We start from the raw sequence: 17,660 nt of genomic DNA on the forward strand, positions 1-17,660 counted from the left end.
CCCACCGGCATTGTTCGGCGCCGAGCGACTGGACATTGAACATCAACTCGGAACAACCGGCTCGTGCGCCCCATTGTTTGACGCCAACGGTGTTGCGCATGATGAATCCGGGGGATGGACACCGGAAGGTCGCCACTTCGACGGAGAAGAGGACAGCAGTGCCGCGTCGGGAGAGCCCGCTGGACGAAGGGGATGGACCGCTGCTGCGGTTCGCGAGCGATCTACGGGCGTTACGGGAACGGGCCGGCAGTCCGCCGTACCGCCAACTGGCCGTCCGGGCCCACTGTTCGGCGGCCAGCCTCTCGGTGGCCGCGGGCGGGCGGCGGCTGCCCAGCCTCGCCGTGACGCTCGCGTACGTCCAGGCGTGCGGCGGGGACGTCCGTCAGTGGCAGCACCGCTGGCAGTTGCTGGCGGCCGAGCTGGCCGCCGACACCGCCGCGCGGCGGCGTGCCCAGGACGCCGGGCGGGCCCCCTACCCGGGGGCGGTGGCCTTCGAGGCGGTGGACGCCGAACGGTTCTTCGGGCGCGAGGCACTGCTGGACCGGTTGGTCGGGCTGCTCGACGAGCGGCGCCTGGTGGTGGTCACCGGGCCGTCCGGGGTGGGCAAGTCCTCGCTGGTCCGGGCCGGGCTGCTGGCCCGGCTGGCGGGGGAGCCGGCCGCCGGCGGCGGGGTTGCGGGGGAGGGCACGCCGGGCGGCGGACCGGCGGGTGACGCAGCGCCGGGTCGGGGGGCTCCCGCCGGCGCGGGCGTGCACCGCGGACCCGCCGGTCGCAGGCCCGGGCGCGGGAGCGGCCGGGGGACCGGCGGGGCGGGCACCGTCCCGGTGGCCCTGCTCACCCCCGGGGAGCGTCCGATGGAGGCGTACAGGTTGGCCTTGGCCCGGCTCGGGCATCGAGCCGGGGAGGCACGGGGTGCGCGTGGCGGCCGGGCGGCGGGGGCGGGCCCCGCGGGCCCGGTCCTGGTGGTCGACCAGGGGGAGGAGTTACGCACGCGCTGCCGGGACGCCGCGGAACGCACCCGGTTCCTGGACACCCTGGTGGCGGTCGCGCAGGGCCGGGCGGACGGCCCGGGCGCCGGAGGGCGCGGTACCGGCGGGCGCGGGGCCGGTGGACCGGGGGCGGACACCTCCGGGCTCGGCGGGTTCGGCGGGCACGGCACCGGGAGCGCCGGCGTCGGGCCGTGCCGGGTGGTGCTGGTGCTCCGCTCCGACCAGGCGGCCGCGCTCCAGGCGGAACACCGGGGGCTGGCCGCGGTCGCCCGTGGCGCCGTCCTGGACGTCGGCCCGCCGGCGCCGGACGAGCTGCGCCGGGCGATCACCGAGCCGGCGCTCCGGGCCGGCTGTACCGTCGAGGGCGCCCTGCTCGCCGTCCTGATCTCCACCGCCGCCCGGCAGCCGGGCGCCTTGCCGCTGCTGTCGGCGGCCCTGTTGGAGACCTGGCGCAGGCGCAGCGGCAACGCCCTCACGCTGGCCGGCTTCCAGGCCACCGGCGGGTTCGAGGGGGCGCTGGCCCGGACCGCCGAGGCGTTGTTCAACGGACTGGACCCGGCCGATCGGGAGCGGGTGAAGGCGGTCTTCCTGCGGCTCGGCGGCCGGCCGCCGACGGGGGCCGCCGGTGACGGCGCGCACCAGCCCGTCGGACGGCGGGAGTTCGACGAGCCGGGCGTTCCCGCGGTGCTCGAACGACTGGTCCGGGCCCGGCTCGTGGTACTGGACCGCGACACCGTGGAGCTGGCCCACCACGCACTCCCACAGGCCTGGCCCCGGCTCCGGGACTGGCTCGCCGAGGGGCGGGAGACGATCGTCGAACACCGCCGGCTCACCGAGGCGGCGCGCAGCTGGGCGGCGGCCGACCGCGACCCGGAGCTGCTCTACCGGGGTGGACGGCTGGAGGCGGTGCGGCGGCAGGTGGCGGCGGGCGAGTTGGTGCCGGGAGGCGTCGAGCGCGCGTTCCTGGCGGCCGCCGTCCGTGCGGCGGCGGCCGACCGGCGCCGGGCCCGGCGGCAGAGCCTGGCCGTGGCCGGGATCGCGGCGGCCGGCGGGGCGCTGCTGACGCTGGCGAGCGGGAGCCGGATCCGCCGCGTCCTGCGGGTTTGATCGGCCTCGGGAAAGCGGCGTCGAACAACGCGCCGGTCGATCACCGGGTCGATCGGGCGGCGCCGGGAATGTCGATCACTCCCTTGCGTGGCCGTCGGGCGGCCGGGTAGCTTGGCGATCGATCCCGGCTCACGCAATCCGTGAATTCGCCTGCCCGGCCGGTGATTTCCCGTCCGCCGGTCGGCCTCGGCCGGGTCGGCGGTTTCTCCGAGGTTCGAGGAATTCCACCGCCGGAGCGGGCCGTTCGGTATCCGCTCCAGCCGGATGTTCTCGTTCGCACCCGCCGATACCGTCGGGCCGATTCCGGCTGCCCGCCGTTCGCCGTCCGATCCGTTCCGAATCCACGCTGTTCCGCCACGTGTCAAGGGGGAGTCATGTCCGAGTCGACCCGCCCGGCTGCGCCGGCCCGTCCGGTCCACAGCTGGGACGAGTTCACCACGCTGCGCGAGGTGGTGGTCGGCACCGCCGTGGGCGCACGGCTGCCCGAGCAGACCGACCCGTCGTCCTGGCTCTCCTGCTTCCCGAAGACCAGTGCCGCCGAGCTCGCCGCGATCGAGGTCGGTGCCTACCCCCAGCAGGTCGTGGAGGAGACCGAGGAGGACCTCGACGCGCTGGTCGCCACCCTCCGCGAGCTGGGCGTGACCGTCCACCAGCCCCAGGTCGTCGACCACGCGGCCGCGTTCTCCGCGCCCGGGTGGAAGGCCGACGGCGGCTTCCACTCCTACTGCCCGCGCGACCTCACACTGGTCGTCGGCGAGACGGTGATCGAAGTGGCGAGCCCGATGCGCCACCGCTACTTCGAAGTGTTCGGCCTGCGCGACCTCTTCCAGGAGTACCTGCTCGGCGGCGCGCGCTGGCTGTCCGCACCGCGGCCCCGACTCGACGACGGGCTCTTCGAGTTCGACGCCGACGGCCTGCCGCTGCTGGGCGAGTCCGAGCCCGTCTTCGACGCCGCCAACGTGCTCCGGCTGGGCCGCGACGTCTTCTACCAGGTGTCCCGCAGCGGCAACGAACTCGGCCTGAAGTGGCTGGAGTCGACCCTCGGCCTGCTGGGCGACCTCAGGCTCCACCCGCTGCGCGACATCTACGGCTACACCCACATCGACAGCACCATCGCGCTGTTGCGTCCGGGGCTGGTGCTGCTCAACCCGGAGCGGATCAGCCCGGAGACGGTGCCCGAGCCCCTGCGCGGCTGGGACATCCTCTGGTGCCCGCCCGCCGAGCCGTCGGCGGACTCGCCCGAGCACGCGCTCAGCGAGAGCTGGATCAGCATGAACCTCCTGATGGTCAGCCCGGACACGGCGATCGTGGAGTCGGGGCAGCACAGCCTGATCAAGCAACTGGAGCACGCCGGCATCACCGTCCTGCCACACCGGCTGCGGCACTCGCGGGTGCTCGGCGGCGGGTTCCACTGCGTGACGCTGGACATCCGGCGCGACGGCGGACCGGAGGACTACCTCTCCTGAGCCTGAGCCGGCCCCGCGTCCTGAGCCTCCCGCGTCCGGTGCCCGTGCCTGCCCCGCCGGCGCCCGGCCGCGGCCGTCTCCTGCGGCTCCGGCGGTGGCCGCGGCTCCGGTGATCGTCGCGGAGCGGGGGCTGGCATGCTTGACGGGTGACTTCTCCGTTCGATGCTCCCGTCCCCATCCCTGCTCCCGAGGACCGCGATGCGCGGCCGCAGTACGTCCTCCCGCTGGTCGTCCGGCTGGAGAAGGCGGCTCCGCCCGGGCGGAGCGACGCGCTGGAGACCTCGGCGCGTGCGGTGCTCACCCTGCTGGCCGACCCCCGGGTCACCGAGGCGGACGGCGAGTGGGCGGAGCAGGTGGCGGCCTGGGAGGACGCCCGGATCCGCAAGGTGGTCCGCCGGGCGCGGGGCGGCGAGTGGCGCAGGGCGGGCGAGCTGCCGGGCATCACGGTGACCGGGCGGGAGGCCGAGGTGCGGGTGTTCCCGCCGATCCCGCTCGACGGCTGGCCGAAGGACCTCGCGAAGCTCCAGGTCTCCGGCACCGACCTGGCGGAGGCCGGGCCGGTGGACCCCGCCGGGGCCGGGATCCCGGTGCTCTGGCTGAACCCGGAGCTGGAGATGAGCGCCGGGAAGACCATGGCCCAGACCGGCCACGCGGCTCAGCTCGCCTGGTGGCGGCTGAGCGACGCGCAGCGCAAGGAGTGGGCCGGGGCCGGCTTCGCCCTGGCGGTCCGTACGGCCACGCCCGAGGCCTGGGCGGAGCTGGTGGCGAGCGGTCTGCCGCTGGTCCAGGACGCGGGCTTCACGGAGATCGCCCCGGGGAGCTGCACGGTCGTCGCCGACCACCCGGCGCTGCGCGCGTGACGCCTCGGGCCGCGACGGGGGACGGACGGCAGCGAGCGGCGTCCGAAGGCCGTTCCCTGGCGTCCGTCGGCGCCCGGTGGCGCGTTCGCCGGCCCTGACGCCCCGATCGCGCCCGCGCCCGCGCCCGCGCCCGCGCCCGCGCCCGCGCCCGCGCCCGCGCCCGCGCCCGCGCCCGTGCGCGGAGCCGGGGCGGTCCGGGGCCGTCCGGGCCGTTCAGGCGCCGTGGCGGCGGATCGAGCGGAGTCCGCCGTAGGCCGCGGCTGCGCTCCAGAGCGCCATGATCAGCAGTGCGGTCCAGTGACCGTAGTGGACGGCCGGGTCCGCCCGGGTCTGCATCGCGTACAGCCCCGCCCGGTCGGGGAGGAACCGGCCCACCTCGCCGACCCCGGGGACGGCGGCCAGGAAGGTCGTGCCGAGGAAGAGCATCGGTGTCAGCACACCGAGCGCCGCACTGAAGTTGCGCATCATGGCGGTCAGGCCGAGGCAGAGCACCACCAGCAGCGGGTGGTAGAGCACACCGGCGAGGAAGCTGCGCCGGAGGCCCGGGGTGGACGGGTCGAGGCCGACGGTCGTGGCGACCGCGAGGAACGAGCCCGCGGTGGAGACCAGCCCCACCAGCAGCCCCAGCCCGGCGCCGAGCGCCAGCTTCGCGCCGTAGAGGTGCCCGCGCCGGGGGACGGCGGTCAGCGAGACGTCGATCATGCGGGTGCTGAACTCCTGGCCGAGCAGCAGGACCCCGGTGCAGGCGACGGCGACGTGGCCGAAGAGCAGGCCGTAGTAGATCCCCCCGGCCGGGTCCTCGCCGGGGGTGTGGTCGACGGTCCCGTACGCGATGTTGACGAGGACGGTGATGCCGACGGTGAGTGCGACGGCGACGAGCGGGGTGATCCACTGGGACCGGAGCGTGGTGAACTTGACCCGCTCGGAGCGGAGCACAGCGAGGACGGAGGTCATCGGCTTCCTCTTCCGACTGGTGGGGACGGGGACGGGGACTCCGGACAGGGACGTCAGGCGGCGTGGCGGCGGATCGAGCGGAGCCCGCCGTAGGCCGCGGCTGCGCTCCAGAGCGCCATGATCAGCAGGGCGGTCCAGTGGCCGTAGGGGACGGCCGGGTCGTCCGCGTAGCGCAGTGCGTACTGGCCGGCGCGGTCCGGGAGGAACTGCACCACGTGCCGCACGCCCGGCACGCCGGAGAGCAGCGGCGAGAGCAGGAAGATGCTCGGCACCAACAGGCCCATGGCCGCGGTGAGGTTGCGCATCACGGCGGTCAGGCCGAGGCAGAGCACCGTCAGCAGCACCGGGTAGAGCACCCCGGCGGTGGCGCTGCGGACGAAGGCCGGGCCGTCCCAGGCGCCGGGTGCGAGGGCGGCGTACCCGGTGAAGGAGCCGGCCGTCCCGACCGCGCCGACCCCCAGGGCGACGAGCGCGCCGACCGCCAGCTTCGCGCCGTAGAGGCGCCCGCGCCGGGGGACGGCGGCGAGCGAGACGCCGATCATGCGGGTCTCGAACTCCTGCCCCAGCAGCAGGATCCCGAAGCAGGCGAGGGCGGCCTGGCCGAAGTTCAGGCCGTAGTGGACACCGACCCCCGGGTCGTCGGTGAGGCCGGCGTCCACGCCGCCGACCGCCGCCGCGACGGCGGTGCCGACCCCGGCGGTGAGGAGCGCCGCGAGCGCTGGGGTGATCCAGAGCGAGCGGAGGGTGGTGAGCTTGATCCCCTCGGCGCGCAGGACGTCGAGCACGCCCGGGGCCGTGGACCTGCCGGCGACGGAGCGGCCGGTCGCGGTGGCCGTGACCGCCGGGGCGATCGGGGCGCTCATGCGGCCACCGCCCGGTACTCGACGCTGTCGGCGGTCATCCGCATGAACGCCTCTTCCAGGGTGTCCTGTTGGACGGCGATCTCGTAGAGCACCACGCCGTTGGCGGCCGCCAGGGCGGCGAGCTGCTCGGGCTCGGCGCCGGCGACCTCCCAGGCGCCCCCGTCCACCGGCTCCGCGTCCAGGCCGGAGTCGCGCATCAGGACGGACAGCCTCTGCGGGTCCACCGCACGCACCCGGATCCGGGTGCGGCCGTGCCGGTCGATGAACTCCGCGGTGGCGGCGTCCGCCAGCAGCCGGCCCCGCCCGATCACCACCAGGTGGTCGGCGGTGAGGGCCATCTCCGTCATCAGGTGCGAGGAGACCAGCACCGACCGCCCCTCGGCGGCCAGGCCGCGCAGCAGCGTGCGGATCCAGCGGATGCCCTCCGGGTCGAGCCCGTTCACCGGCTCGTCGAGCATCAGCACCGGCGGGTCGCCGAGCAACGCGGCGGCTACCCCCAGGCGTTGGCGCATGCCGAGGGAGAAGCCGCGGATCCGGCGGTCGGCCGCGTCGGCGAGGCCGACCTGGGCGAGCACCTCGTCCACCCGGTGCTTCGACAGGGCGTTGCTGGCGGCGAGCCAGCGCAGGTGGCCGCGTGCCGTGCGACCGCCGTGCACGGCCTGCGGGTCGAGCAGGGTGCCGATCCGGCGCAGCGGGTCGGGCAGTTCGGCGTACGGGCGGCCGTCCACCAGGGCGCGGCCGGCCGTCGGCCGCTCCAGGCCGAGGATCATCCGCATGGTGGTGCTCTTGCCGGCGCCGTTCGGGCCGAGGAAGCCCGTCACCACTCCGGGCCGGACCTCGAAGTCGAGGTCGGCGACCACCCACGTACCGTCGTACTCCTTGCCGAGGCCCTGGACCTGGATCACGGTCGTGCTCCTGTTCTCTCTGCCGCTGACGCCGTCTGGGGTGGCGCGCTCCGGGTGGTCACCATTCGACCGGAACCGACCAGCCCTGCGGATCCCGCCGGGGAGGGGACGGTTCTCCCTCCCGAGAGGGAGACCGCCCCCGCCGCTGACCTGGCAGGATGGCCGAATGCCCCGCATGTTCGCGCCCCTGCTGAGCGCCGCCGCCTACGCGCGGCTGGTGCATCTGCTCATCGGCTGGATCTTCGCCGGCGTGGTCCTGATGGTCTATCCGGGAACGTCCGGCCCGACCCTCGGCGGGATCCTGGCGCGGGCGGTTCCGGTGGACGTCGCCCTGCTCGTCCTGGCGGCCCTGGTGCCCGCGATGCGCCGGGCCGAGGGCGTGCAGGCCCGTCTGCTGCTGATGCCCGGCCGGGAGCAGGACATCGCCGCCGAGCCGGCCCGCACCTGGGCCGACCGGTGGCGGACCGCGGTGTGGCTGGTCGGGCGGACGGCCCTGGGCTCGGCCGTCGGGGTGGCCTGCATCCTGGCGGCGACGGCCGCCGTCGACCTGGTCGTCCGGCCCGAGCCCGACCTCTACGGAGTCCGGTTCCCGGCCCGCACGGGCCTGTCCTGGTACCAACTGCTGGCGCCGGTCCTGCTGTTCGGCGTCGGCTGGTTGATCGTCTGGGCCGGCCGCCTTCAACTGGCCATGGCGACAAGCCTGTTGGGGCCGTCGCGGGCCGAGCGGCTGGCCGCCGCCGAACTGCGGGCCGAACGGCTGCTGGAGCGCAACCTGTTGGCGCGTGAGCTGCACGACTCCATCGGCCACGCCCTGACGGTGACGGTGATCCAGGCCGGTGCGGCGCGTGAGGTCGGCGATCCGGCGTTCGTCGCCAACGCGCTCGAGGTCATCGAGGAGACCGGGCGCCGGGCGATGGACGACCTGGAGCGCACCCTCGTCCTGCTCCGCGACACCGGCGACCGCCCCGGGGGCGGAGGCTGCGCCGGTGAGGGCGGGGACGCCCGCGAGCGCCCCGGCATCGAGCAGCTCCCCGCGCTCTTCGAGACCGCACGCTCGGCCGGCAGCCAGGTCGAGGCGTGGATCGACGTGCCGTCCGGGAGGCTGCCGGGCGTGCTCTCCCGCGAGGGCTACCGGATCGTCCAGGAGGGCGTCACCAACGCCCTCAAGTACGCGCCCGGGCAGCCGATCAGGATCCGGATGGCCGTGCGCGAGGGCGCGTTCGAGCTGCGCTGCGCCAACACCGTGGGCCCGGCGCCGCACGGCCGGTCCACCCCGCGCCGGGGTGGGAAGGGGCTTCGCGGCGTCCGGGAGCGGGCCGTCCTGCTCGGCGGCGAGGCCTCGGCCGGGACGGACGCGGAGTCGGGCGAGTGGGTGCTGGCCGTTCGCGTCCCCCTACGCTTGGGCGCGTGATGATCGACATACTGCTGGCCGACGACGAGGAGCTGGTCCGGGCCGGCCTGCGGGCCGTCCTGGAGGCCCAGGGTGACCTGACGGTGGTCGGCGAGGCCGCCGACGGGGTCGAGGCGGTCGCGCTGGCCCGCGAACTGCGCCCGCACGTGGTGCTCATGGACGTCCGGATGCCGGTGATGGACGGCCTGGCCGCCACCCGGGCCCTGGTCGGGCCGGGCCCGGGCGGGGCCGCGGGCGGCGGGGGGTCGGAGCAGGCCCCGAAGATCCTGGTCGTCACCACCTTCGAGAACGACGACTACGTCTACCAGGCGCTGCGGGCCGGCGCCGACGGGTTCCTGCTGAAGCGCTCGCGCCCCTCCGAGATCGCCCAGGCCGTCCGGCTGGTCGCTGCGGGCGAGTCGCTGCTCTTCCCGGCCGCGATCCGGCGCCTCGCGGTCGGCCAGGGCAACCGCGCCGCGCGCGAGACGCTGGAGCGCGCCGCCCTGACCGGGCGCGAGGCGGAGGTGTTGCGTCTGATGGCCCGCGGACTGGCCAACGGGGAGATCGCCGAGCAGCTGTTCCTCGGGGTGCAGACGGTGAAGACGCACGTCAGCAGCGTGCTGGCGAAGCTCGGCGCCCGGGACCGCACCCAGGCGGTGATCGCCGCGTACGAGGCCGGCTTCGTGGAGCCGTCGGAGTAGGCCGCCAGGGCCGACGGGCCGACGGGCCGACGGGGTGACGGGACCGCGGCCCCCGGCACCGGGCCCCGGCCCGCGGGAGCGGCGGGGTCAGGCCGGATAGGCGTGCGTCTGGGCGGCCTTGACCGACGCCCAGACGGTGGCGCCGGGGGCGAGGTCGAGCTCGGCCGCGGCGGCGGGCGTCAGATCAGCGGCCATCGGCACGGCTCCGGCCAAGTCGGCGCGGACCTGGTCGCCGTGCAGGTCCAGGCCCGTCACCTCCAGCTCCCAGACGTTGCGCGCGCTGGACTGAGGCCTCTCCCGGTAGAGCGTCACCGCCGACGGTGGGAACGCCACGAAGGCGGGACCGGTCAGCTCCTCGGTGGTGGTCAGCCCGGTGCCGTCCGCCAGCGTGACCCGGTGGCCGTCCGCCGTGCCCTGGTAGAGGTTGAGGCCGACCAGGCGGGCGATGTAGTCGGTGCGCGGCCGGCGGGCGATCTCGGCCGGACTGCCGGACTGCACCTCCCGCCCGTCCTCGATCACCACCAGCCGATCGGCCAGCACCATCGCGTCCAGCGGGTCGTGCGTCACCAGCACTGCCACCGCCTCGAACTCGGCGAGGTGGCGTCGCAGCTGCGAGCGGACGTCGAGGCGGGTGCGGGCGTCCAGGGCGGCCAGCGGTTCGTCGAGCAGCAGCAGCCGGGGCCGGACGGCCAGCGCGCGGGCGAGCGCCACGCGCTGCGCCTGGCCCCCGGAGAGGCGGCCAGGCCGGACGTCGGCGTGCTCGCCCAGGCCCATCCGTTCCAGCCAGCCGGCCGCCTCGGCGCGCGCCTCGCGCTTGGACCGGCCCTGGCAGCGCGGGCCGAAGGCGACGTTGTCGAGCGCACTGAGGTGCGGGAAGAGCAGGTAGTCCTGGAACACCACGCCGACCGGGCGCTCCTCGGCGGGGGTGTGCAGCCGCCGGGCCGGGTCCTCCAGGACGCGGCCGTCCAGCCGCAGGTGGCCGCCGCCGAGCGGGAGCAGTCCGGCGAGCGCGCGCAGGGCCGTGGACTTGCCGGCGCCGTTCGGTCCGAGCAGGGCGACCACCTCGCCGGGGGCGGCGGTGAGCGCGAGGTCGAGGCTGAAGGCGGCGCGGTCGACCCGCAGCCGGGCGTCGAGGGCGGGGGCGGCGGCAGTCACGGTGTGGGCTTCCAGGGCTCGGCAGGGGGCGGGGTCGTCGCTGGATCCGGGGCGGCGGCGCCCAGCGGGGGAGCGTGGTCGGACGGGCGGGCCGATCCACCGCCGGAGCGGAGGGCCGGGTGGGCCGACCGTCCACTCCGCGCTTCCGCCGAGCGCGCCCGCCGCGTCCCCTCCACGCGTCCGGCCGGTGCCCGGTCCCCGGCCTGCGGGCACTGCCGGGCGGGCGCGCGGAGTCCGGCCCCGGGGGCTGCAGCCGGGCTCACGAGGTCGACAGCCAGCGTTCGCGCAGCCCGACCAGGACGGCGACGGAGACCACCAGCAGCACCAGCGAGAGGGCGATCGCCGCCTCCGGGTCGCGCTCCATGGCGAGGTAGACGGCCAGCGGCATCGTCTGCGTCCTGCCCGGGAAGTTGCCCGCGAAGGTGATCGTCGCCCCGAACTCGCCCAGCGCCCGGGCCCAGGCCAGCACGGCGCCCGCGCCGATGCCGGGGGCGATCAGCGGCAGGGTGACCCGGCGGAAGGCGGTCAGCCGCGAGGCCCCCAGGGTGGCGGCCGCCTCCTCGTACCGCGGGTCGGCCGCCCGCAGGGCACCCTCGACGCTGATCACCAGGAACGGCATCGCCACGAACGCCTCGGCGACGATCACACCGGTGGTGGTGAAGGGCAGGGTGATGCCGAAGGCGGAGTCCAGCCACGAGCCGACGATGCCGCGCCGCCCGAGCACCAGCAGCAGCGCCACACCGCCCACCACCGGCGGCAGCACGAGGGGCAGGGTCACCAACGCCCGGACGAGCCGGCGCCCGGGCAGCTCGGTGCGCGCCAGCAGCCAGGCCAGCGGCACCCCGAGCACCAGCGACACCCCCGTCGCCGCCGTGGCGGAGACGAGCGAGAGGCGCAGCGCGTCCCAGACCTCGGTGCTGGTGAGCTGGTCGGACAGGCTGCTCCAGGGTGCCCGGACCAGCAGCCCGACCAGCGGCAGGGTCAGGAACGCCAGCCCGAGCAGCGCCGGGAGCAGCAGGGCGACCGGGACGCGGTCCGCGCGCCGCCGCCGGGGTGGCAGGCCCGTGCTCGGGGCCACCCCGGCCTCCGGCCCGGTGGTGCGGGGGTTCACGGTGCCTGGAACCCCGCCGCGGTGAGCACCTGCTGCGCCTCGGCCGACCCGATGTAGGCGACGAACGCGGCCGCGCCGTCCTTGTTCGGCGCCTTGGCCAGGGCGGCGATCGGGTAGTCGTTCACGGCCTTGGCGGCCTCGGGGAAGTCCACGCCGTCGATCTTCGCAGCATCGGCCTTCACATCGGTCCTGTACACCAGCGAGGCGTCGACCTCGCCCAGCTCGACCTTGGTCAGCGCGCCCTTCACGTCCTGCTCCAGGGTGACCGGGGTGAGCTCGACACCGGCGGCCTTGAGCGCGGTCTGCGCGGCGGCGCCGCACGGCACCTCCTTCGCGCAGAGCGCGACCTTGACGCCGGGGGCGGAGAGGTCCTTGAGCCCCGCGACGTGCTTGGGGTTGCCCTTGGGCACGGCGATGGCGAGCGTGTTCCTCACGAAGGTCCTCGGCGTGCCGACGGCGCCGCCCGCGTCGCTGACCGTCTTCATGGTGGCCGGGCTGGCCGCGGCGAACACGTCGGCGGGCGCGCCGGAGTTGATGCTGGTGGCGAGGCTGGAGCTGCCGCCGAAGTTGAAGGTGACCCTGGCGCCCGGGTGGGCGGCCTCGAACTTCCTGCCGAGCTCGGTGAAGCTCTCCTTGAGCGAGGCGGCGGCGAAGACGGTGATCGCGCCGGAGGCCTTCGGAACGTCGGCCGAGGCGGCGGTCGAGGAGCCGGCGCCCGTGGTGGCGCCGGCGGACGCGCTGCCGGCGGCGCCGCTGCCCGAGGACTTCGTGTCGCCGTCGCTGCCGCAGGCGGTGATCCCGAGGCTGAGGGCGAGAGCCGCTGCGGCGACGACGGCGAGTCTGCGGGTGCGGGCGGTGGGCGTGCTGTCGGTGCTCATCGGGCTTCCCCTCCGGGGCGCGCCGGACGGGGCGCGGTGCCACGTCCGCAGGTGCGGCTGATATGGCGATCATAGTGCCGCAGATACCAGCCCAAAATCGCCTGTTCCATCGCACAGGCGAGGGTGGCTGGCGGCTGCTTCGGCCTGTCGGAAGGCTCGAACCGGGTCGCGGGTCGCGGGTCACGGGTCGCAGGTCACGGATGGCGGGGCCGGTGGGCGGACGCGCCCTGGTCCGCTGCGCCACCTTCCGGGAGGATGACCCGGCGGTCAACCGGTGGGTACGGGCGGGGCGGGGTCGTCGCGCGGGCAGAGGACCGACCCATTCGAACACAGCCGCCGCACGCGGTGGGCGGCTTTTCACATCCTCGCGAAGGGCTTCGGCGCCCTCGATAGCGTCCCACGCACCCTGAAGCGGGTGTGCACATGCGTCCGGCCTGTGACAAGCGCCCTCCGGCCTGGCCGGACCCGTCGCCGTCCGCCGACGGCGCGGCGTCCGCCCGGCGCAGGGAGCCCCCGGGCGCGCAGCGTGAACCGCCCGGGTTCGACCGGTCGACCGGAGGTCCGATGGGCATGATGAAGCACTTCGGCTTCGGCTGGCTCACGCCTGCGCTCTCGTACGTGGTGGCGTGCGCCGGGGCCGCCCGGGGCCTGCGGTGCATGCTGCGCGGGTTGGCCGCGACCGGGGCCTCCCGCCGGAACCGGCTGCTCACCGCGGGCGCCGCGATCGGTTCCGGCGTCTGGACGATGCACTTCGTCGCCATGTACGGCTTCGCCGTCGACGGCACCGAGCTGCGCTACGACGTCCCGCTGACCGTGCTGAGCCTGCTGGTGGCCGTCCTGGTCCCCGGCCTCGGCACGTTCGCCGTCGGCCACGGCCGGCACCGGGGCCTCGCGCTGGTGACCGGCGGGCTCACCACCGGCCTCGGTGTCGCCGCGATGCACCACCTCGGCATGGCCGCGATGCGGCTGCACGGCGGTCTGCGCTACGAAGCGGGCACCGTTCTGCTCTCCGTCCTGATCGCGGTCGGCGCCACCACGGTGGCTCTCTGGGCGGCCGTCACCATCCGCACCGTGTACGCGGCCGTCGGCGCGTCGCTGCTGATGGGTCTCGCCGTGAGCTGCATGCACTGCGCGGCCATGGCGGCCGTCCGCGTCCAGCCGGAGCCGGCCCGGACCGTCCCCGGCGGGGCCGCGCCGATGGAGTTCGTCTTCCCGATCGCCGTCGGGCTCGGCTCGTCCCTCTTCCTCGCCTCGGCCTTCGTCGCGCTCAGCCCGACCGCCCGGCAGCGCGCCGCCTACCGGGAGGCGGGCGAGCTCACCGTCGAGGAGTTCCCGACCGCGCCCGTGCGGCCGGCACCGGGCGACCACGACCGCGCCGCCTGAGGCGCGAACCGCCAACCCCGGCCCGCCGGGGCCACCGACCCGCACGCCGGACCTCGCCGCCCACGCCGTTCCCCGCCGTCCACGATCCGTGCCGTGGTCGTCCGCGGGCGCCGGCCGCCTCCTGACGCGGTCTTCGGCCTTCCCGCCCGTGGGCTCGGCACGGGCGGGCAGGTCCCGCCCGGTCGGGCCGCCAATTCCCGAGCCCCGCAAGGGTGATGACGAATTGCACACGAATGACTGCGCATCGTGAGACGGCGAACTATGATGTGATCTGCATCACATGCCGGTCGGTCGAATCGCCGACCGGTGACTTCGGCTGCCGACTTCCGAGGGGGCGGCGTGGAATTCATCCATCAGTGCCGAGGTGGGGGAGGGCCGGACACCGCCGGCGACGCCCGCCCCTCCGATCAGGGCCCCTCCGATCAGGGCCCGTCCGAGCGAGGCGTCCTCCCCGGGTGCGGCCGTTCCGGGGGCGACCGGGCTGGATGTGGCGAAACGCGGCCGGGATCGGACGCCTCCCGATCGGAGAACGCCACTGCCGCGGATTTCAACCGGGCGTTCACGGACATGCTGCCGAGGCTCCACCGGGCAGCCGCCTCGCTCACCGGAAATCCGTTCGCCGCCGGCGACATCGTGCACGACGCGTACCTGCGGATCGCCCGCCGCCCCGAGCGCTTCCTCGACCATCCGCAGCCCTACGCGTACGCGTTCACCATCATGGCCAACATCCTGCGCGACCAGTGGCGTCGGGAACGGCGCCGGCCGTTCGTGCCGGAACCGCCGGAGGGGGTGCGGGTCGACGCGCAACCGTGCGGCGGGGGGTTCGGGGAGCTGCAGGCCCACTGGGAGGTGGTCCGGCTGCTGCGCCACTTGACCGCCAAGCAGGCGCGCGTCGTCCTGCTGGTCGACGTCGACGGCTACAGCATCGACGAAGCCGCGGCGCTGCTGGGCGTGCACCGCTCCACGCTGGCGGTCACCCGCCGCCGGGCGCTGCGCCACCTCCGGACCCTCCTCGAAGGGGAGCGCGCCGGTGGCGGCCAAGGTGGCGGCCACGGGCACGGCGGGGGAGGCGGCAGCGCGGGGCGGCCGCGCGCGGGTCGGGTGCGGAGGGTCCCGGCGCCGCCCGACGCACCGAGCTGACGGCAAGTCAGCTGATGCGGGGCCCCGGCCCGTACGCTGAAAATCGTGATCACGTACCAGGAGCACCGGCTCCGCACCCTGGTCGAGGGCGGCCGTTGGCACGAACTGCTGGCCGTCTACCGGCAGGTCCGGGCCGCCGCCGTGGCGCGTGCGGGCGAGGAGGCGGCCGTGGTGGAGACCGCCCTGCTCGGCCACCTGATCGCGTACGCCGCGCCGCCCGAACTGGCCGTCCGCCTGTTCGACGCGGACGGCGGCCCCGGGACCTCCGCCGGGGAGGCGGACCACGACGCCGGTCCGCTGTGGGAGGTGCTCGCCACCCGGCACTCCTGGCTGCGGTTGGCCCCGCTGCTGGGCCCGGCCCCGGTGCGGCGGCTGGTCGCACAGACCCGGGTGCTGATCGGCGAGGACCTCTCGTACGGGGCCGAGCCCGACCCGGAGGGCGTTCCGCTGCTGCTGGAGCCGTGGGAGTCGGTCGGCTGGGGCGAGGGCGTGCGGGTGCGCGACTACCTGCCCGGCGGCGGTGCGCGCAGTGCGCTGCTGACGTTGCCCGCCACGCGCGAGGGCCTGGGGCCGGTGCTGCTGCCGGAGCCGGGCGGCCGGCTGCGCGGCCAGCCGGCGACCGGCGCGCTGTCCGCGCTGGCCGAGTGGGCGGACGTGGTCTGCGTCCGCGGGCCCGCGCCGCGGGCGGCCGCCCAGCTGGCCCCGGGTCACCGGGTCACCGGCGGGTACCTGCCGTTCGCGGTGGCGTACCCGGTGCTGGTCCAGGCCGGGGCGACGGAGCGGTCACGGGGATCGGCGCAGGGCCGGCTGGCGCTCTGGCGGGCGCTCGGTGCGATGGCCGGCCAGGACGGGCCGGACCGGGCGGCGGTGAACGCGCTGGTGGCCCGGATGCGCTGCTTCACGTGGTGGGACCCGGCGGACGGCCTGCGCCATCTGCACCTCGCGATGGAGGACCCGGCGACGGGTCTGAGCTGGGCGGTCAGCGGCTCCGACGAGCCCTGAGGGGTGCGGGCGGCGCCGGTCCGGCGGGCGGGAGAGCCCCCGGCCCGGCGCCGCTCGGGGGTTGGGCGAGGCGCCGGGCCGGGGGTGTTCGGAGTGGGGTCGTGGGTGGGGTGTGCGGGTGATGGGGCTCAGGCGGCCGTCGCGCTCGCGGCGCCGCCGCCCTGCGCGGGCACCGGCTCCGGCAGTGCTCCGCCGCCCGCAGGCACGCCCTCGGGGGCGGGCGCCGCGGTGCCGTGCGCGTCCACCAGGGTCTGCTCGTCGAACGGCGCGTCGCCGGCCAGCACCCGCCGGGCCTGCTCGCGGTCGAGCTCGCCCGTCCAGTGGCCGATCAGCACGGTGGCGACCGCGTTGCCGGCGAAGTTGGTCAGCGCCCGAGCCTCCGACATGAAGCGGTCGATGCCGACGATCAGGCCCACGCCGTCCACCAGCGCGGGCTTGTGCGACTGCAGCCCGCCCGCGAGGGTGGCCAGCCCGGCGCCCGTCACCCCGGCCGCGCCCTTGCTGGCGATGACCATGAACACCAGCAGCGAGAGCTGCTCGCCCAGCGACATCGGCTTGTCCATCGCCTCCGAGATGAAGATCGAGGCCATGGTGAGGTAGATCGCGGTGCCGTCGAGGTTGAAGCTGTAGCCGGTCGGGACCGTGATGCCGACGACGGGCCGGCTGACGCCGAGGTGCTCCATCTTGGCGATCAGCCGGGGCAGCGCGCTCTCCGAGGACGAGGTGGAGAGGATCAGCAGGAACTCGCGGCCGAGGTAGCGCAGCAGCGCGAACACGCTGACACCGGCGACCAGCCGCAGCAGCGTGCCGAGCACCACGACCACGAACAGGATGCAGGTGACGTAGAAGCCGATCATGATGACGGCGAGGCTCTTCAACGCGGCCGTGCCGGTCGCCCCGACGACCGCGGCCATCGCCCCGAAGGCCCCGATCGGTGCCACCCACATGATCATCGACATGATCCGGAACACCAGCCGCTGCACGTGCTCGATTCCGCGCAGCACCGGCGCGCCGGCCGGGCCCATCGCCTGCAGGGCGAAGCCGGCCAGCAGGGCGACCAGCAGCGTCTGCAGCACCTTGCCCTCGGTGAGGGCGGAGAGCATGGACGTCGGGATCATTCCGAGCAGGAAGTCGGTGGTGGACTGGGCGTGCCCGGCGGCGGCCTGGGCGTGGCCGGACTTCGCGAGCGCGGCGGTCAGGTGCAGGCCGCCACCCGGCTCCAGCAGGTTGCCCACCACCAGGCCGATGCCCAGCGCCACGGTGGACATGGCGAGGAAGTAGCCGAGTGCGAGCCCACCGACCCTGCCGACCTTCGCGGCCTTGGTCACGGAGCCGATGCCCAACACGATGGTGCAGAAGATCACCGGGCTGATCATCATCTTGATCAGGTTGACGAAACCGGTCCCGAGCGGCTTCAACTCGACCGCGAACGCCGGCGCGACCAGTCCGACCACGACGCCCGCGACCACCGCGGCGATCACCGCGAGGTAGAGGTAGTGGGTGCGGTCCCGGCGTCTGACCCCCGCCTGGGGCCCTGCTCCAGTGATCGACATCTGCGGCTCCTTCGCCCTGCAGTCCTGGCGGCCCGGGTGGTGGGCCGCTCCGACTATCGGGCCGGACAGTGACGGGGGTCACGTTTGCGTTCATAGAGTTCATGCCGCACCCGGACGGCAGCGGCCGGCGGCGTGAGCGGGCGGGCCCGGCAGGCGCGGCCGCGGTGCCGGGAGACGGGGGCGCGACCCCGGCGCGAACGGGT

Annotated in this window: 15 protein-coding genes; 8 read left to right on the forward strand and 7 right to left on the reverse strand. The window is 75.3% G+C overall.

Annotated features, from left to right (window positions below):
* Positions 1-158 precede the first annotated feature (158 nt).
* The 3 genes from MCM47_RS42610 to MCM47_RS16755 all read left to right on the forward strand — a co-directional run bounded on the left by MCM47_RS42610 (position 159) and on the right by MCM47_RS16755 (position 4,422).
* Positions 159-2,096, forward strand: coding sequence for an ATP-binding protein (locus MCM47_RS42610; RefSeq protein ID WP_305067990.1), 1,938 nt, complete (start codon positions 159-161; stop codon positions 2,094-2,096).
* 374 nt (positions 2,097-2,470) lie between these two features.
* Positions 2,471-3,562: an inosamine-phosphate amidinotransferase 1 gene (locus MCM47_RS16750; RefSeq protein WP_238862414.1), complete on the forward strand. Its 1,092-nt coding sequence runs from the start codon at positions 2,471-2,473 to the stop codon at positions 3,560-3,562.
* A gap of 146 nt (positions 3,563-3,708) precedes the next feature.
* The gene (locus MCM47_RS16755) at positions 3,709-4,422 is read left to right on the forward strand and encodes an aminoacyl-tRNA hydrolase (RefSeq protein ID WP_238862415.1); all 714 of its coding nucleotides are present in this window, start codon (positions 3,709-3,711) and stop codon (positions 4,420-4,422) included.
* Between the two features lie 213 nt (positions 4,423-4,635).
* On the opposite strand, the gene MCM47_RS16760 is transcribed toward MCM47_RS16755, so the two are convergent.
* From MCM47_RS16760 to MCM47_RS16770, 3 genes are read right to left on the reverse strand one after another with little or no spacing between them, the layout of a single operon-like run.
* Positions 4,636-5,376 (reverse strand): hypothetical protein, encoded by a 741-nt coding sequence (locus MCM47_RS16760; RefSeq protein ID WP_238862416.1) that lies wholly within the window; start codon positions 5,374-5,376, stop codon positions 4,636-4,638.
* 53 nt (positions 5,377-5,429) lie between these two features.
* Positions 5,430-6,239 (reverse strand): ABC transporter permease, encoded by an 810-nt coding sequence (locus tag MCM47_RS16765; protein ID WP_238862417.1) that lies wholly within the window; start codon positions 6,237-6,239, stop codon positions 5,430-5,432.
* Positions 6,236-7,144, reverse strand: coding sequence for an ATP-binding cassette domain-containing protein (locus MCM47_RS16770; RefSeq protein WP_238862418.1), 909 nt, complete (start codon positions 7,142-7,144; stop codon positions 6,236-6,238). Before MCM47_RS16770 ends, MCM47_RS16765 begins: the two co-directional genes overlap by 4 nt.
* A gap of 166 nt (positions 7,145-7,310) precedes the next feature.
* Here MCM47_RS16770 and MCM47_RS16775 point away from each other — a divergent pair, with 166 nt between their 5' ends.
* Positions 7,311-8,555, forward strand: a complete 1,245-nt coding sequence (locus tag MCM47_RS16775) for a sensor histidine kinase (RefSeq protein ID WP_238862419.1) — start codon at positions 7,311-7,313, stop codon at positions 8,553-8,555.
* A complete protein-coding gene (locus tag MCM47_RS16780) occupies positions 8,552-9,235 on the forward strand; it encodes a response regulator transcription factor (protein ID WP_238862420.1) in 684 nt (227 codons plus the stop codon). The genes MCM47_RS16775 and MCM47_RS16780 overlap by 4 nt, the downstream gene beginning before the upstream one ends.
* 87 nt (positions 9,236-9,322) lie before the next feature.
* Here the strand turns inward: MCM47_RS16780 and MCM47_RS16785 are convergent, their stop codons facing one another.
* From MCM47_RS16785 to modA, 3 genes are all read right to left on the reverse strand, one after another.
* On the reverse strand, positions 9,323-10,390 hold the full coding sequence (locus MCM47_RS16785) for an ABC transporter ATP-binding protein (protein WP_308222339.1): 1,068 nt from the start codon (positions 10,388-10,390) through the stop codon (positions 9,323-9,325).
* Between the two features lie 259 nt (positions 10,391-10,649).
* Complete coding sequence (locus MCM47_RS16790; RefSeq protein ID WP_374209143.1) at positions 10,650-11,501, reverse strand: ABC transporter permease; 852 nt, start codon at positions 11,499-11,501, stop codon at positions 10,650-10,652.
* Entirely contained in the window at positions 11,498-12,379 is an 882-nt protein-coding gene (gene modA, locus MCM47_RS16795; protein ID WP_238862421.1) for a molybdate ABC transporter substrate-binding protein, read from the reverse strand. The genes MCM47_RS16790 and modA overlap by 4 nt, the downstream gene beginning before the upstream one ends.
* 564 nt (positions 12,380-12,943) lie before the next feature.
* On the opposite strand from modA, the gene MCM47_RS16800 reads away from it, so the two are divergent.
* The 3 genes from MCM47_RS16800 (at position 12,944) to MCM47_RS16810 (ending at position 15,904) form a co-directional block, all read left to right on the forward strand.
* Positions 12,944-13,762: an MHYT domain-containing protein gene (locus tag MCM47_RS16800; protein WP_238862422.1), complete on the forward strand. Its 819-nt coding sequence runs from the start codon at positions 12,944-12,946 to the stop codon at positions 13,760-13,762.
* Positions 13,763-14,101: 339 nt separating this feature from the next.
* Positions 14,102-14,902: an RNA polymerase sigma factor gene (locus MCM47_RS16805; RefSeq protein WP_308222340.1), complete on the forward strand. Its 801-nt coding sequence runs from the start codon at positions 14,102-14,104 to the stop codon at positions 14,900-14,902.
* 45 nt (positions 14,903-14,947) lie between these two features.
* Positions 14,948-15,904, forward strand: a complete 957-nt coding sequence (locus MCM47_RS16810) for a hypothetical protein (protein WP_238862424.1) — start codon at positions 14,948-14,950, stop codon at positions 15,902-15,904.
* A gap of 128 nt (positions 15,905-16,032) precedes the next feature.
* Here MCM47_RS16810 and MCM47_RS16815 read toward each other — a convergent pair whose 3' ends face one another.
* Positions 16,033-17,457, reverse strand: a complete 1,425-nt coding sequence (locus MCM47_RS16815) for a cation:dicarboxylate symporter family transporter (protein ID WP_238862425.1) — start codon at positions 17,455-17,457, stop codon at positions 16,033-16,035.
* Positions 17,458-17,660: the final 203 nt, after the last annotated feature.

This window comes from Kitasatospora sp. A2-31 (genome assembly GCF_022288725.1).
In the GTDB taxonomy this organism is placed as follows: Bacteria; Actinomycetota; Actinomycetes; order Streptomycetales; family Streptomycetaceae; genus Kitasatospora.

Excerpts from the sequence above, each read along its gene's own strand:
- MCM47_RS16775 (WP_238862419.1), top strand. The coding sequence starts at position 7,311 with ATGCCCCGCATGTTCGCGCCCCTGCTGAGCGCCGCCGCCTACGCGCGG.
- MCM47_RS16815 (WP_238862425.1), bottom strand. The coding sequence starts at position 17,457 with ATGTCGATCACTGGAGCAGGGCCCCAGGCGGGGGTCAGACGCCGGGAC.
- MCM47_RS16760 (WP_238862416.1), bottom strand. The coding sequence starts at position 5,376 with ATGACCTCCGTCCTCGCTGTGCTCCGCTCCGAGCGGGTCAAGTTCACC.
- modA (WP_238862421.1), bottom strand. The coding sequence starts at position 12,379 with ATGAGCACCGACAGCACGCCCACCGCCCGCACCCGCAGACTCGCCGTC.
- MCM47_RS16765 (WP_238862417.1), bottom strand. The coding sequence starts at position 6,239 with ATGAGCGCCCCGATCGCCCCGGCGGTCACGGCCACCGCGACCGGCCGC.
- MCM47_RS16750 (WP_238862414.1), top strand. The coding sequence starts at position 2,471 with ATGTCCGAGTCGACCCGCCCGGCTGCGCCGGCCCGTCCGGTCCACAGC.
- MCM47_RS16800 (WP_238862422.1), top strand. The coding sequence starts at position 12,944 with ATGGGCATGATGAAGCACTTCGGCTTCGGCTGGCTCACGCCTGCGCTC.